The 13,706-nt window shown below is 73.6% G+C and carries 11 protein-coding genes; 5 read left to right on the top strand and 6 right to left on the bottom strand.

Going from position 1 to position 13,706, the window contains the following annotated elements:
* The first annotated feature begins 62 nt into the window (after positions 1–62).
* The 4 genes from BUE45_RS05430 (at position 63) to BUE45_RS05415 (ending at position 4,295) form a co-directional block, all read left to right on the top strand.
* Positions 63–1,055 (top strand): carbohydrate ABC transporter permease, encoded by a 993-nt coding sequence (locus BUE45_RS05430; RefSeq protein ID WP_073375908.1) that lies wholly within the window; start codon positions 63–65, stop codon positions 1,053–1,055.
* Complete coding sequence (locus BUE45_RS05425; RefSeq protein WP_073375903.1) at positions 1,052–1,966, top strand: carbohydrate ABC transporter permease; 915 nt, start codon at positions 1,052–1,054, stop codon at positions 1,964–1,966. Before BUE45_RS05430 ends, BUE45_RS05425 begins: the two co-directional genes overlap by 4 nt.
* Positions 1,967–2,097: 131 nt before the next feature.
* Positions 2,098–3,567 (top strand): glycoside hydrolase family 3 protein, encoded by a 1,470-nt coding sequence (locus BUE45_RS05420; protein ID WP_073375899.1) that lies wholly within the window; start codon positions 2,098–2,100, stop codon positions 3,565–3,567.
* A 263-nt stretch (positions 3,568–3,830) separates the two neighbouring features.
* Positions 3,831–4,295 (top strand): RrF2 family transcriptional regulator, encoded by a 465-nt coding sequence (locus tag BUE45_RS05415; RefSeq protein WP_073375894.1) that lies wholly within the window; start codon positions 3,831–3,833, stop codon positions 4,293–4,295.
* 139 nt (positions 4,296–4,434) lie between these two features.
* Here BUE45_RS05415 and BUE45_RS05410 read toward each other — a convergent pair whose 3' ends face one another.
* The 5 genes from BUE45_RS05410 to BUE45_RS05390 all read right to left on the bottom strand — a co-directional run bounded on the left by BUE45_RS05410 (position 4,435) and on the right by BUE45_RS05390 (position 8,810).
* On the bottom strand, positions 4,435–4,791 hold the full coding sequence (locus BUE45_RS05410) for a helix-turn-helix domain-containing protein (RefSeq protein WP_073375890.1): 357 nt from the start codon (positions 4,789–4,791) through the stop codon (positions 4,435–4,437).
* Positions 4,792–4,948: 157 nt separating this feature from the next.
* Positions 4,949–5,467 (bottom strand): CinA family protein, encoded by a 519-nt coding sequence (locus tag BUE45_RS05405; RefSeq protein WP_073375886.1) that lies wholly within the window; start codon positions 5,465–5,467, stop codon positions 4,949–4,951.
* On the bottom strand, positions 5,464–6,069 hold the full coding sequence (gene pgsA / locus BUE45_RS05400) for a CDP-diacylglycerol--glycerol-3-phosphate 3-phosphatidyltransferase (RefSeq protein ID WP_073375882.1): 606 nt from the start codon (positions 6,067–6,069) through the stop codon (positions 5,464–5,466). The genes BUE45_RS05405 and pgsA overlap by 4 nt, the downstream gene beginning before the upstream one ends.
* Positions 6,066–7,508 carry a 30S ribosomal protein S12 methylthiotransferase RimO gene (gene rimO / locus BUE45_RS05395; RefSeq protein WP_073375877.1) on the bottom strand — a complete coding sequence of 481 codons (1,443 nt, stop codon included), beginning with the start codon at positions 7,506–7,508 and terminating at the stop codon, positions 6,066–6,068. The genes pgsA and rimO overlap by 4 nt, the downstream gene beginning before the upstream one ends.
* A 171-nt stretch (positions 7,509–7,679) precedes the next feature.
* The gene (locus BUE45_RS05390; RefSeq protein ID WP_178378459.1) at positions 7,680–8,810 is read right to left on the bottom strand and encodes a helix-turn-helix domain-containing protein; all 1,131 of its coding nucleotides are present in this window, start codon (positions 8,808–8,810) and stop codon (positions 7,680–7,682) included.
* Positions 8,811–9,033: 223 nt separating this feature from the next.
* On the opposite strand from BUE45_RS05390, the gene BUE45_RS05385 reads away from it, so the two are divergent.
* Positions 9,034–11,160, top strand: coding sequence for an isoprenoid biosynthesis enzyme family protein (locus tag BUE45_RS05385; RefSeq protein ID WP_073375867.1), 2,127 nt, complete (start codon positions 9,034–9,036; stop codon positions 11,158–11,160).
* 24 nt (positions 11,161–11,184) lie between these two features.
* On the opposite strand, the gene BUE45_RS05380 is transcribed toward BUE45_RS05385, so the two are convergent.
* Positions 11,185–13,674 carry a DNA translocase FtsK gene (locus BUE45_RS05380; RefSeq protein WP_073375862.1) on the bottom strand — a complete coding sequence of 830 codons (2,490 nt, stop codon included), beginning with the start codon at positions 13,672–13,674 and terminating at the stop codon, positions 11,185–11,187.
* Positions 13,675–13,706 lie beyond the last annotated feature (32 nt).

The raw sequence follows: 13,706 nt of genomic DNA, 5'->3' as shown, positions 1-13,706 counted from the left end.
GCGGGCGGGGTCCCACGGACCCCGCCCGCCCCCGGCAGGACCCCGCCTCGATTGAGAAGACCATGGCACACACCGTCGAACGAGCGGCCGACCGGGAGACAGAGGGCACCGACCGGGTGACCGCAGCCTCCGCGCCCAAGCGCCGCCGCAAGATTCCCACCCCGTACCTGCTCATCACCCCGGCACTGATCCTGCTCGCGGTCGTGCTGCTCTGGCCGATCGTGCAGATGGTGTGGTACTCGCTCACCAGCTTCACCACGCGCAACCTCCTGCCCAACCAGCCCGGGCCGGAGTGGAACGACTTCGCGCACTACCGGCGCCTGCTGACCGACCCCGAGTTCTGGACGATCCTGCGCAACACCGTGGTCGTCTGCGTGCTGATGGTCGGCATCACGATGGTGCTGGGCACCCTGGTCGGCCTCCTGCTGCACAGGCTGCCCAAGTGGTTCGCCGGATTCGTCTCCATCGGCATGATGCTCGCCTGGGCCACCCCGGCGCTGAGCGCCTCCCTGGTCTTCCGCTGGCTGTTCCTGCCCGAGCGGGGACTGGTCAACGTCGCCCTGGACCGGCTGCCCGACTGGCTCGTCGGCAGCGGGTGGCTGGAGTACAACTGGTTCCTCCAGCCGGGGTCGCTGTTCACGATCCTCGTCACCGTCATCGTCTGGCAGTCGTTCCCGTTCGTGGCCGTCTCGGTCCTCGCCGGCCTCAAGAGCATCCCGAGCGAGCTGTACGAGGCCGCCAAGATGGACGGCGCCTCCGGGTGGAAGTCCTTCTGGAACGTCACGTTCCCGATGCTGCGGCCGCTGTTCGCCCTGCTGCTGGTCCTGCAGATCATCTGGGACCTGCGGGTGTTCACACAGCTGTACATCCTGGCGAACAGCTTCCAGAACAAGGACGTCTACCTGCTCTCGTACTACATCTACCAGCAGGGCTTCAGCGCGAGCCCGGCCAACTACGGCATGGGCTCGGCGATCGCGGTCGTGATGACCGTGATGATCCTCGCCGTCACCGCGTACTACCTGCGCATCATGATCCGCCAGGGGGAGACCCGATGAGCGCGCCCAGCACCACCGCCCCGCCCCGCGGGGGCTACCGCCGCAGCCCCCTGCGCCGGCTGCGCTCCCTGCCCCTGTACCTCGCGGGCCTCGCGGTGTTCGTGTTCTCCGTCTTCCCCGTCTACTGGATGGTCGCCACGGCGTTCAAGCCGGTGGGCGAGATCTTCACCCGGGACCAGACGTTCTTCCCGCAGGCCCCGACCCTGGCGCACTTCGACCGGGTCCTCAACGGGCAGCTCATCCCGGGCGTCGACTTCTGGCAGTTCCTGGGCAACAGCCTCATCGTCACCCTCGGGGCCGTCGGGATGGGCGCGTTCCTGTCCCTGCTGGCCGCGATGGCGGTGGCCCGGTTCCGCTTCAAGCTGCGGACGGCGTTCATCATCCTGCTGATCGTCATCCAGATGGTGCCGATGGAAGCGATGATCATCTCGATCTTCATCAACTTCCGCCAGCTGTCCGACGCCGCCGGCACCCAGCTGCTCGGCAACCTGTCCGGCCTGCTCATCGTGTACACGGCGGTGTCCCTGCCGATCACGATCCTCATGCTGCGCGGCTTCGTCGCCGCCGTGCCCAAGGAGCTGGAGGAGGCCGCGGCCATCGACGGCGCGAGCGGCTGGACGATCTTCTGGCGCATCCTCATGCCGCTGGTGGCGCCCGGCCTGGTCGCGGCGAGCATCTTCGCCTTCATCACCGCCTGGAACGAGTTCATCGTCGCACTCACGTTCCTGGGCCGCAGCACGGACAGCTACACGCTCCCGCTGACCCTGTCCTACTACTTCGGCCGCTTCGGCACCGAGTGGGGCCCCATCATGGCGGCCTCCACCCTGCTGACCATCCCGGTGATGATCTTCTTCCTGTTCGTCCAGCGGCGGATGGTCTCCGGCCTGACCATGGGCGCCGTCAAGGGCTGACCGCCCGGCTCGCGAGGCGGGTCCACGAGGGCGCCGTGGACCCGCCTCCGGTGTGCCCGCGCCCCACCACCCCTGCACGCCCTTCGTCTGCCCTCACCCTGGGCACCCGTGTTCACCGAACGGAGTCCGTCATGTCGCTCGACCCGACCCTGGCGCGCCTGGCCAACGCCACTCTGCTGGTGCCCTTCGAGTCCCACCACGCCCCGCGCTGGATTCTGGAGGGCCTGGCGGACGGCATCTCCGGCGTCTGCCTCTTCCACAACAACCTCGACACGCCCGAACAGATCACGGCGCTGAACGCGGAGCTGGCGCGGGCCGCGGACACCCCGCTGATCTCCCTCGACGAGGAGGGCGGCGACGTCACCCGCATCGGGCAGGAGCACGGCAGCGACTACCCCGGCAACGCCGCCCTGGGCGCCGTGGACGACCCGGAGCTGACCCGGGCCACCCTGCGCTCGCTCGGCGGCAGGCTCGCCCAGCTGGGCTTCAACATGGACCTGGCCCCGTCGGTGGACGTCAACGTCGCCGACGACAACCCGGTGATCGGCACCCGCTCCTTCGGCTCTGACGCGGCCCTGGTGGCCCGGCACGGCGCCGCCGCCGTGGCGGGGCTCCAGGAGGCCGGGATCGTCGCCTGCGCCAAGCACTTCCCCGGGCACGGCGCCACCTCGCAGGACTCCCACCACACGCTCCCCCGGGTGGAGGCGGACGCGGAGGTGCTGCACCGGCGCGAGCTGGCCCCCTTCCGGGCCGCGATCGACGCCGGGGCGCTGTCCGTCCTGACCGCGCACATCGAGATGTCCGGCCTCGGCATGACGGGCCCGGCCACGCTGGCCCCCAAGGTCCTCAACGACCTGCTCCGCGGGGAGCTGGGCTTCGAGGGGGTCATCGTCAGCGACGCCATGGACATGCACGGCGTCAGCGGACGGATCGGCGTCCCCGAGGCCAGCGTGCTCGCGGTGGCCGCCGGGTGCGACCTGCTGTGCCTGGGCCGGTTCGTCTACGCCGACCAGGTGGCGGCGATCCGCGCCGCGCTGGTGGAGGCGGTGCGCGACGGGCGGCTGCCGGGCGAGCGGCTGGAGGAGGCCGCCGACCGCAACCTGCGCCTGCGCTCCTGGATCCGCGACGCCGCGCCGCGGCGCACCGCGGCCGCCGAGTCCGCCGGTGTGGGCCTGTCCGGGGCCCGCCGGGCGCTGCGGGTGGCGGGCGAGCTGCCCGCGCTGGAGTCCCCGTACGTGGTCGAGGTCGACGCGCCCTCGGGCATGGCCGTCGGCGACGTGCACTGGGGCCTGTCCTCGTGGTTCCCCGACACCGTGCGGGTCGCCCCCGACGCCGCCCTCGCCGAGCGGATCATCGCCGCCGCGCAGGGCCGCGACCTGGTCGTGGTGGTCCGCGACGCGCACCGCTACCCCGAGGCCCGCGCGCTCGTCGAACGCCTCCTGGGCGCCTTCCCGGACGCGGTGGTGGTCGAGATGGGGCTGCCCATCTGGCGGCCCTCCTGCGGCGCCCACGTGAGCACCTACGGCGCCGCGCACGTCAACGGCCTCAGTGCCGCGGAGCTGCTGGGCGGCGCCGCCGCCCCCGCCGCCCACCCCGCCTGACCGCCACGCCCCCGCGCGGCGCGGCGCCCGAAGGGGCCCGACGAGGCACGATGACCCGGACCGGCGCCGCCGGCCCGGGTCGCGGCCGTTGACGGGAGCCCCCGCAGGGGGCACCCTGAGATACGCCCACCGGGCGGATCGTCACCGATGTCCCCGAAACCCGGTAGGAGAAGTACTCTTGATCACGCAGCACCCCGGAACGTCGGCACACCCGCGGACGGCCGGTGCCCCATTCGCCCTTCTAACCACGGCATAATCACAGCATGCGCCTTTCAGCCCGGGTCGATTACGCGCTGCGCGCCGCAGCGGAACTCGCTGTCGCCAGCGAAGGGCCGGTGACGGCCGAACAGCTCGCGCGAGCGCAGGCCATCCCCGGAAAATTCCTCGAGAACATCCTCACCCAGCTACGCAGGGCCGGACTGGTGCGCAGCCAACGCGGCCCGGTGGGCGGTTACTGGCTGGCCCGCCCGGCCGCGGAGATCTCGCTCGCCGACATCATCCGCGCGGTCGACGGACCGCTGGCCAACGTGCGCGGGGAACGCCCCGAGCACGTCGACTACGACGGTGCGGCCCGCAGCCTCCAGCAGGTGTGGATCGCCCTGCGCGCCAGCGAGCGCGCCATCCTGGAGGGGGTCAACCTCCAGCACCTCGCCACCAACGAGCTGCCGGAACAGGTGCGCACCCTGGCGGAGGACCCGGAGTCCTGGGTCAACCACACCCACCGGTAGCCGCCGCGCCGCCGCCCCGGGTGAGGGCCGTACAGACGGAGAGAGGAGCCGACCGCCGGTCGGCTCCTCTTGTGAATCCGGTGTCCCCCGTGGAGGGGACGGTGCGGTTGTCCGTGGACCGGGCGTCGGGTGCGGGCCGTCAGACCCCCACCATGTCGGGAACCTGGGGAACGCGATCCGGAACCGGTCCGATGCCGAGGTCCTGTGCCGGGACGGGGTCGGTCGTGACCGCGTCCTCCAGCAGCGCCGCTTCTTGCAGCTCGACCAGCGCGAGCTGGTCGGAGACCTCTCTCAGTACCTGCGAGAGCGGGACCCCCAGGGCCCCGCAGATCGACGAGAGCAGCTCGGAAGAGGCTTCCTTCTGCCCGCGCTCGACCTCCGACAGGTAGCCGAGGGAGACGCGTGCATCGGCCGACACCTCGCGGAGGGTGCGGCCCTGGCGCTGTCGCAGCCGCCTGAGCACGTCACCAAGTAGGTGACGAAGCAGGACCATCATTCGCGCTCCCTCCCACCGGTAGCGACCTTCATATACAACACCGTACCTGCCCCACGCCCGATTCGGGCACCTCTTGTCGGCCTGTTCGCTGGAGGGGGAAACGCCTCTTGACAGGGTTTCGTTCCCCCGCACGAGGAGAAGGAACCGGCCGGAGGGGTCAGAGCCGGGTGTTCCCCGCCACGCCCTCGCGAACAGCGGAGTCCAGGAGCTCCAGTGCGCCTTCGACCGTGCGGTATCGGATACCCGAACGGTCACCCGTGAAACGGAAAAGCAGGGCCCGCGCATTCCCGCCCGGTCCGGCCAGGCCCGCGTACACGGTGCCGGCGGGCTTTCCGTCCTGCGGTCCGGGCCCGGCGACGCCGGTCACCGCCAGCCCGAAGTCGGCGGCCAGCAGGCGCCGCACGCCCGCGGCCATGGCCTCGGCCACGCCGGGGTGGACCGGCCCCTCGGCGGCCAGCAGGTCCTCGGGCACGCCCAGCAGGGACGCCTTGGTGTCGGTGGCGTACGTCACCACCCCGCCCCGGTAGGTGGCCGAGACCCCGGGGACCGAGGTCAGGTGGGCGCCGATGAGGCCGCCGGTCAGCGACTCGGCGGTGGCACAGGTCATCCCGCGCTCCAGCAGGGCGCGGTGGACCCGGGCGGCCAGCGCCGCCGCCGCGGGCTCGGCGGGGTTCACCCCGCGTTCTCCCGGCGCCCGGCGCGCACCGCCCGGACGGCGTCCACGACGTAGGTGGCACCGGTCCACAGCGTGACCGCCAGGGCGGCGGCCATCACCACGTGCGCGGTCCAGGTGAACACGAAGCTGAAGGGCAGGACGGCCAGCGGGAACAGGTAGATGCTGATGGCGACGATCTGCAGGACCGTCTTGAGCTTGCCGCCCTTGCTCGCGGGCATGACGACGTAGCGCAGCACCGCGAAGCGGAGCAGGGTGATGCCCCACTCGCGGGCCAGGATGGCGATGGTCACCCACCACCACAGGTCGCCCTGGATCGACAGCACCACCAGGGCGGCGCCGGTGAGGGCCTTGTCCGCGATGGGGTCGACGATCTTGCCGAAGTCGGTGACCAGGCCGCGGCGGCGGGCCAGCTCGCCGTCGATGCGGTCGGTGACCGCGGCGATCACGAAGACGGCGAAGGCGGCCAGGCGCCACCAGGTGCCGTCCAGGAACATGAACCACACGAAGACCGGGACCATGACCAGCCGGCTCATGGTGAGGATGTTCGCGATGTTCCACAGCGGAACGTGGGGGGCGGGCGTCGCCGCGTCGTGGGTGCTCATCTGTCTCCGGCTTCCCCGGGCTCCTCGTCGTGCTCCGCGACCAGGTCGGCGCCGACGGCCTGGACCACGGTGGCGCGGACGAGGTCGCCCACGGCCAGGTCCTCACCGTAGAGGATGGTGCTGCCGTCGACCTCGGGGGCCTGGTGCTCGGAGCGGCCCTCGTAGGCGCCGTCTTCGAGCACCGTCTCCACCAGGACGGTGACCTCCTCGCCCAGGCGCTCCTCGGCGCGCTGGGCCATGAGCTCCTCGGAGAGGCGGTTGAGGCGGTCCACGCGCTCGGCGACGACCTCCTCGGGCACCTTGTCCCCGTGGTCCCTGGCCTCGGTGCCTTCCTCGTCGGAGTAGCCGAAGACGCCGATGGCGTCCAGGCGGGCCGCCTCCAGGAAGGCCACCAGGTCCTCGAACTCGGCTTCGGTCTCCCCGGGGAACCCGGCGATGAAGTTGGAGCGGGCGCCCGCCTCGGGGACCCGGGACCGCACGGTGTCCAGCAGCTCCAGGAAGCGCTCGCGGTCGCCGAAGCGGCGCATGCGGCGCAGCAGGGTGCCGCTGGCGTGCTGGAACGACAGGTCGAAGTAGGGCACCACGCCGGGGGTCCCGGTGAGCACGTCCACCAGCCCGGGGCGGACCTCGGCGGGCTGGAGGTAGCTGACGCGGACCCGGTCCAGGCCCTCGACGGCGGCCAGGCGCGGCAGCAGCTTCTCCAGGGCGCGCACGTCCCCCAGGTCCTTGCCGTAGGAGGTGGAGTTCTCGCTGACCAGGAAGACCTCGCGCACGCCCTCGGAGGCCAGCCACTCGGCCTCGCGCACGATCTCGTCCGGGCGGCGGGAGATGTAGGCGCCGCGGAAGGTGGGGATGGCGCAGAAGGTGCAGCGGCGGTCGCAGCCGGAGGCGATCTTGAGGTTGGCCACCGGGCCGCCGGTGAGGCGGCGGCGCGGGATCGCGGCGCGGTAGGGCAGCGCGGTGCCGTCGGCGCCCGCGGACTCGGCGAACGCCCCGTGGCCGGGGACGTGCACCTGGGACGCGTCGCGCTCGGCCGGGCTGATCGGCAGCAGGGTGCGCCGGTCGCGGGGGCTGTGCGGGGCCAGCGGGCGCCCCTGGAGGACGTCGTCGAGGCGGTCGGTGATGGCCGCGTAGTCGTCGAATCCGATGACCTGGGCCTCGGGGAGCGCGTCGGCGAGTTCGGAGCCGTAGCGCTCGGCCATGCACCCGGCGGCGACGACGCGGCCGCCGTTCTCGGAGGCCTCCAGCAGGGTCTCGATGGAGTCCTGCTTGGCGGCGTCGATGAACCCGCAGGTGTTGACGAGGGTGACGTCGGCCTTGGCGTCGCCGTCGACGAGTTCCCAGCCGCCCGCGGACAGGCGCCCGGCCAGCTCTTCGGAGTCGACCTCGTTACGCGCACACCCCAGGGTGACCAGTGAGACAGTACGGCGCGGTGACATGGCTTCCAAGCGTGTGGGAGAGCGTTTCGAGTGGTGGCGGTGGCCGTCCGGTGGTCCCGGACCCCCGCCGCGCGGTCCGGCGAACGCCGCCCGCGGCACTCCACATTACCCGTACCGGCCCACCCGCCCGTACCCCGGCCGGGGTCTCCCCCGGCCGGGGCGGTGCGGTGGTCAGTCGTCGAAGCCGTCGGCCCCGACGACCACCTCCCTGACCTCTCCGCTGCGCCCGGCGGAGCCGATGTCCTCGCCGTCGACGGAGACGTCGACCCCTCCGGCGTTGCCCAGCCACAGGGTGAGGGTGTCCTCGGTCACGTATTCCTGCGACTCGCCCTCGGCGAGGACCCCGGTGAACAGGTCCTCGCCCCGGGCGCCGGTGACCTTGACCCAGGTGCGCGCCGAGGCGGTGAGCCCGACGCTGACCTCCTCGGGGCCGGGCTGCTTCTCGCCGCGGGCGGCCTCGTCCACGGCCTTCGCCCCGGCCGGCCCGTCCGCCTCCTCCGGCGTTCCGGGCAGGACCGCCGAGTCGACGGTCTCCGTCCCGGTCCCGTCGAAGGCCGTGCGCAGCGGGTTGTCGCCGTTCCAGTCCTGCCAGGTCCGCACGCCCACGACGATGCTCAGGACGACCAGGAGGGCGACCAGCGCCCAGGGCCAGTGCCTGCGCACCGCCTCGGCCCGCCGGCTGCGGGTGCGGGTGACGGCCGCGCGCGGTGCGCGGCGGGCCTGCGGCTCCGGCCTGTTGAGGCTCTCCGGCGGCCCGGCCCCCCCGTGCCGGGGCGCGGGCACCGCACCCTTGGCGGAGGCCGCGCGCCTGCGCGGGGGCCTGCCGCCGCGCACCCTGCGGGGCAGCCGGTCGTCCCGCTCGAAGTGGCCCCAGCGCTCGGTTCCGGCACCGGGCTCGGTGTCCTCCCCGATGACGCGCGGACCGGCGGTCGGCGCCTCTCCGGCCCCGTCCTCCCCCCGCTCCCCCGGCCCCGCCGCGTCCTCGGCACGCGCCGCGGCCGCGGCGCGTGCCGCGACCGGCACGGCGGCCGGGTGGCGGGGCGGGGGGACGAACACCGATCCGCGGCGTCCGGCGTGTTCGCTCTCGAACTCCTCCAGGAGCGGCGCCGGATCCAGGCGCAGCGCCCGGCACAGGCCCCTGATGTGCCCGCGCGCGTAGAAGTCCCCGCCGCACGGGACGAAGTCCTCCTCCTCGATCGCCCGGAGCACCGGTTCCCGGATGCGTGTACGGGCGCTGAGGTCGGCGACCGTGAATCCCGCCGCGACGCGGGCGGCGGACAGGGTGTGTCCTATCGTCGCCATGCGCACTCCCCTCGCGACTGTATGTACATGACGAGGTCCACTCTGCCCCCATAGGAGGGACACGCGCAGGTCACCACACCCCATGAAGGCCTCAAGATCCCGCCAAAGAGGGCGGGGCCACGGCCGGATTCTTCGACCGGATACGGTCAGCCCCTTGTTTCGGGGCCCGTGTCTGCGATGATCTTGGACCGCCACCGCCCCCTTCCTCCCCCCGAAGCAGACGATGCCCCAGCACTTCTCCGACCCGGGCCCCGACGGCGACGCACCGGTCGCCGCGGCCCGCGAAGCCCTCGACGCCTTCCGCTCCTGGAGCGGCTCCCACGCCGACGACATCGCCGCACACGTGTACCGGTGGTCCTCCCACCTGCCCGAGGTCCTCGAACGGCGCCCCCTGGCGAACCTGCTCCGCCTGGGGCCGGCGGCCGAGGCCGCGCGGACCGCCGGGCGGGCGGAGCTGCGGCGGCGCGCCCTGCGCCGCCACGCCCTCTCCCTGGGAGAGGTCCCCTCCCCCGGCGTCCTGGACCTGCTGACCGCGGACCCGCGCCGCCTGCCCCGGCCCGCCGTCCCCGCGCCCGCCGACGGCGTCGGCCTCGCGCTGGACCGGATCCGGTACAGCGCCTCCCTCCAGCGCGTCCCCGGCCTGGGGACCCTGCGCGAGCGGATGGCCCGGCTGTACGCCGCGCTGCCCGCGCAGGCCGTCGCCGCCGGGGCCATGGACCGGGCGGCCCGGACCATCGGCGGGGTGCTGGCCGTCGCCTCCCACGACACCGTCGGCGAGGACGCCGAGACGACCGCCGCGCACCTGCGCCGCGTCGTCCCCGGCGCGTACGCCCTGGCCGTGGCCCAGGCCGTGGTCGACCTGCCCGCGCACTCCCGGCACCACGCCCACCACCGGCTGCTGCCGCACCTGCTCACCGAGTCGGAGCCCGCCGCGGGCGTGCCCGACGACCCGCTCTCCGAGGAGCTGCACACCGCGCACGTCCTGCTGCTGGAGGGCTTCCCCTTCGCCGGGCACCGGGCCCTGTACCGGGCCACCGAGACCATGTACCGGGCCCGTGCCCGGGCGGAGCGGCGCACCCGCGAGGACGCGGTGCGCGACGGCGGGGACGCGCTGCTCGCCGACGCGGTGCTGGAGACCGCGGCGGGCGCGGTGGCCGCCACCCTGCTGGGCCGCCGCGAACCCCCGGCCGACCCGCTCCGCACGCACCTGGCCGCGGCGCTGGCCACCCGGTTCCGGCACGACCTGCTGGACCGGGCACGGGACGCGGTGAACGGCCGCCTCACCCCGTTCACCCTGGCCCCGCGGGACCTGGACGGGGATCCGCTGCACGACCTCTTCGCCGCCGAGGCCCACCTGGTCGCGACGGTGTTCGGCGGGGACCCGGCGGTGGCCGACGCCCTGGCCCGGCACGGCGCCGCCCGGCTGGCCGGCCACCTGGCCCGGCAGGACGACCGGGTGGAGCGGCTGCTGGAGGCGCACCGGGTGACGCCGGAGATCGAGGCCCTGCTGCGCGCCGCGGCCCGGCCTCCCCGCTGGGGCGTGCCGCCCCCCGCGGCCCCGGCGGGGAGCGCGGGGCCCCGGCCGCCCGCGGCCACCGACCCGCGCACCTTCGCCGCCGACAGGTCCGCGTTCGTCGACGCCGCCCTGGCCCCGCACACCGTGCGCGGGGTACCGCCCCGCTCCCCCGGCGGCCCGCAGGGGCCGCTGCGCCCGGCGCTGGCCCTGATGCTGGCCGAGGGCGCCGCCCTGGACCCCGAGCCGCTGGGACCGCTGGTGGCCGCGGTGGAGCTGTTCCACACCGGCAGCCTGGCCTTCGACGAGCGCGCCTCGCACCTGGCCGGGATCGCGCTGGTCTCGGGCGGGTACGCGCTGATGGCGCGGCTGGCCTCGACGCACCCGCCGGAGCGGGTGGTGCGGGCCGTGGCCCGGATGAGCGCCCTGCTGGGCCCGGAGCGCCTGTCCCGGGGCCGCTACCTGGACCGGCTGCTGGACCGGGGCGAGGCGCCCGCCGACGCGGCCGGGTTCCTGGAGGTGTACGCGCTGACCGCCGCGACGGAGATCGAGGCGGCCCTGGTCCCCGCCGCGATCCTGCTCGGCCTGCCGGAGCACGAGCTGGACCTGCTGACCGCCTACTCCCACCACGCCGGCATCGTGCTGCGGGTCCGCGCGGACCTGGTGGCCGGCCCCGGGTCGGAGCGGCCCACGCTCGCGGGCGCGCACGGACGGGCCGCGGCCGCGCGCCTGCTCGCCGGGCACCGCGACCGGGCCGAGGCCGCCCTGGACGGGCTGGCCCTGGACACCGACCTGCTGCGCGCCGTCCTGGACCACTTCGCCACCCGCGGCGGGTAGGCGGGCGCGGTCCCCGCGGGGGCCTCAGCCCCCGCGGATGTCGGTGAGGACCGCGGGCAGGTCCTCGGGGGTGACGAGCACGTCGCGGGCCTTGGACCCCTCGCTGGGGCCGACGACGTCGCGGCTCTCCATGAGGTCCATCAGGCGGCCCGCCTTGGCGAAGCCCACCCGCAGCTTGCGCTGGAGCATCGAGGTCGACCCGAACTGGGTGGTGACCACCAGCTCGACGGCCTGGAGCAGCAGGTCCAGGTCGTCGCCGATCTCCTCGTCGATCTCCTTCTTCCTGGTGTCGGCGACCGCCACGTCCTCGCGGTAGCTCGGCTCGGCCTGCTTCTTGCAGTGGTCGACGATCGCCCGGATCTCCTTCTCGGAGACCCAGGCGTTCTGGAGCCGGATGGGCTTGCCCGCGCCCATCGGCAGGAACAGCGCGTCGCCCTTGCCCACCAGCTTCTCCGCGCCGGGCTGGTCCAGGATCACGCGGCTGTCGGCGAGGCTGGAGGTCGCGAACGCCAGCCGGGAGGGCACGTTCGCCTTGATCAGGCCGGTGACCACGTCGACGCTGGGCCGCTGGGTCGCCAGCACCAGGTGGATGCCCGCCGCCCGGGCCAGCTGGGTGATGCGCACGACCGAGTCCTCCACGTCGCGCGGGGCGACCATCATGAGGTCGGCCAGCTCGTCCACGATCACCAGCAGGTAGGGGTAGGGCTCGTACACCCGCTCGCTGCCCGGGGGCGTGGTGAGCTCGCCGGTGCGCACGGCGGCGTTGAAGTCGTCGATGTGCCGGTAGCCGGAGGCGGCCAGGTCGTCGTAGCGGCGGTCCATCTCCCCCACCACCCACTGGAGGGCCTCGGCGGCCCGCTTGGGGTTGGTGATGATGGGCGTGATCAGGTGCGGGATGCCCTCGTACATGGTCAGCTCGACCCGTTTGGGGTCGACCAGGATCATCCGCACCTCGTCGGGGGCGGCCCGCATCATCAGCGAGGTGATGAGCCCGTTGATGCAGGTGGACTTGCCCGCGCCGGTGGCGCCGGCGACCAGGATGTGCGGCATCTTCGCCAGGTTGGCGACGACGTTGGTGCCCTCCACGTCCTTGCCCAGGCCCACCAGCATGGGGTGGTCGTCGGAGGTGGCCACCGTGGATCCGAGCACGTCGCCCAGGCTGACGATGTCCTTGTCGGTGTTGGGGATCTCCACGCCGATCGCGGACTTGCCGGGGATCGGCGACTGGATGCGCACGTCGGCGCTCTTGACGGCCAGGGAGATGTTCTTGGTGAGGGCGGTGACCTTCTCGACCTTGACGGCCGGGCCCAGCTCGATCTCGTAGCGGGTGACCGTGGGCCCCCGGGTGAAACCGGTGACCTCGGCGTCGATGCCGAACTGGGTCAGCACCCCGGTGAGCGCCTCCACCACGTCGTCGTTGGCCTTGGTGCGCGGCTTCACCGGGCTGCCGGGCTTGAGCAGGGCGGGGACGGGCAGCTCGTAGTCGCCCTCCACCACGCGGGAGGGGATGGACAGCTGCTCGGCGACGGCGGGGGGCGGGGTGGGGTCGGGGACGGTGAGCTTCTTGCGCCCCTTCTTCCCGTCCTCGGCCGCGCCGGCCCGCGCCTGCGCCTCCTCCTCGTCGGTGAGGGCCGGGACGAGGGATTCCTCCGGCAGCACCGGGCTGTCGTAGGGGCGCTCGCGGTCGCCCGCGACGGTCTCGGCGGAGGCCGCCTCCGCCGCCGCCTTCTTCGGGGCGCGGCGCCTGCGGGCGGGCTTCTTCTCGGGTTCGGCGCCCAGGATGCCGATGCCCGAGTCGGGGCCGGCGTCGCGTTCCATGAGCGCACCGAAGAGCGTGTGCAGCCGCTCGGGGATGCGCCGGATGGGGGTGGAGGTGACCACGAGGATGCCGAACACCAGCACCAGGGCCAGCAGCACCCCGGTGAGCCAGGGGGTGATGACCGCGCTGAGCGGCCCGGAGGCGACGAACCCGATGAGGCCGCCCGCCCGCTGGAGCGCCTCCAGCCCTTCGGAGGGCTGAGGGATGCCGTTGGCGATGTGGATGAGGCCGAGCAGGCCCAGCAGGATGGCGCTGGTCCCGATGAACAGGCGTCCGGCGTCGCCCTCCCTGGACGCCCCGGGGGTGCGCATCAGGCGGATGGCCAGCGGCAGGAACAGCAGCGGCAGGATCGGCGAGAACGTCCCGAACCCGCCCACCACGACCAGGCGGGTGTACTCCGGCAGCGGCCCGTCGCTCTCCCACCACACGGCCGCGGCGACCAGGACGCCGGTCGCCAGCAGCAGCAGGCCCGCGCCGTCGCGGCGCAGGTCGGGGTCCAGGTCGCGGGCGCTGCGGCCCACCGCGCGGGCGGCCCCTCCGACGGTGTGCGCGACGAGCTTCCACAGCACCAGCAGGAACTGGCCGAACATGGTGACCGCGAACGCGATGGGCCCGTCGGGCATCCTCTTGGCCGCGGGTCTGCGGGCGGCGGGCTTCTTTCGTGCGGATCCGCCTGAGGAGGCGCGCGGGGACATCGGGGTCACCTCCGTACGGGGGGAGCGGTCAC

This window comes from Nocardiopsis flavescens (assembly GCF_900141985.1).
GTDB classification, from domain to species: Bacteria; Actinomycetota; Actinomycetes; order Streptosporangiales; family Streptosporangiaceae; genus Nocardiopsis; species Nocardiopsis flavescens.
Note: the sequence above shows the minus strand (reverse complement) of the source record. Positions and strands in the feature narration are given on the sequence as shown.

What these genes read in the sequence shown, in the direction of transcription:
- BUE45_RS05425 (WP_073375903.1), top strand. Translation starts at nt 1,052, where the DNA reads ATGAGCGCGCCCAGCACCACCGCCCCGCCCCGCGGGGGCTACCGCCGC.
- BUE45_RS05420 (WP_073375899.1), top strand. Translation starts at nt 2,098, where the DNA reads ATGTCGCTCGACCCGACCCTGGCGCGCCTGGCCAACGCCACTCTGCTG.
- BUE45_RS05380 (WP_073375862.1), bottom strand. Translation starts at nt 13,674, where the DNA reads ATGTCCCCGCGCGCCTCCTCAGGCGGATCCGCACGAAAGAAGCCCGCC.
- rimO (WP_073375877.1), bottom strand. Translation starts at nt 7,508, where the DNA reads ATGTCACCGCGCCGTACTGTCTCACTGGTCACCCTGGGGTGTGCGCGT.
- BUE45_RS05415 (WP_073375894.1), top strand. Translation starts at nt 3,831, where the DNA reads ATGCGCCTTTCAGCCCGGGTCGATTACGCGCTGCGCGCCGCAGCGGAA.
- BUE45_RS05430 (WP_073375908.1), top strand. Translation starts at nt 63, where the DNA reads ATGGCACACACCGTCGAACGAGCGGCCGACCGGGAGACAGAGGGCACC.
- BUE45_RS05390 (WP_178378459.1), bottom strand. Translation starts at nt 8,810, where the DNA reads ATGGCGACGATAGGACACACCCTGTCCGCCGCCCGCGTCGCGGCGGGA.
- BUE45_RS05410 (WP_073375890.1), bottom strand. Translation starts at nt 4,791, where the DNA reads ATGATGGTCCTGCTTCGTCACCTACTTGGTGACGTGCTCAGGCGGCTG.
- pgsA (WP_073375882.1), bottom strand. Translation starts at nt 6,069, where the DNA reads ATGAGCACCCACGACGCGGCGACGCCCGCCCCCCACGTTCCGCTGTGG.
- BUE45_RS05385 (WP_073375867.1), top strand. Translation starts at nt 9,034, where the DNA reads ATGCCCCAGCACTTCTCCGACCCGGGCCCCGACGGCGACGCACCGGTC.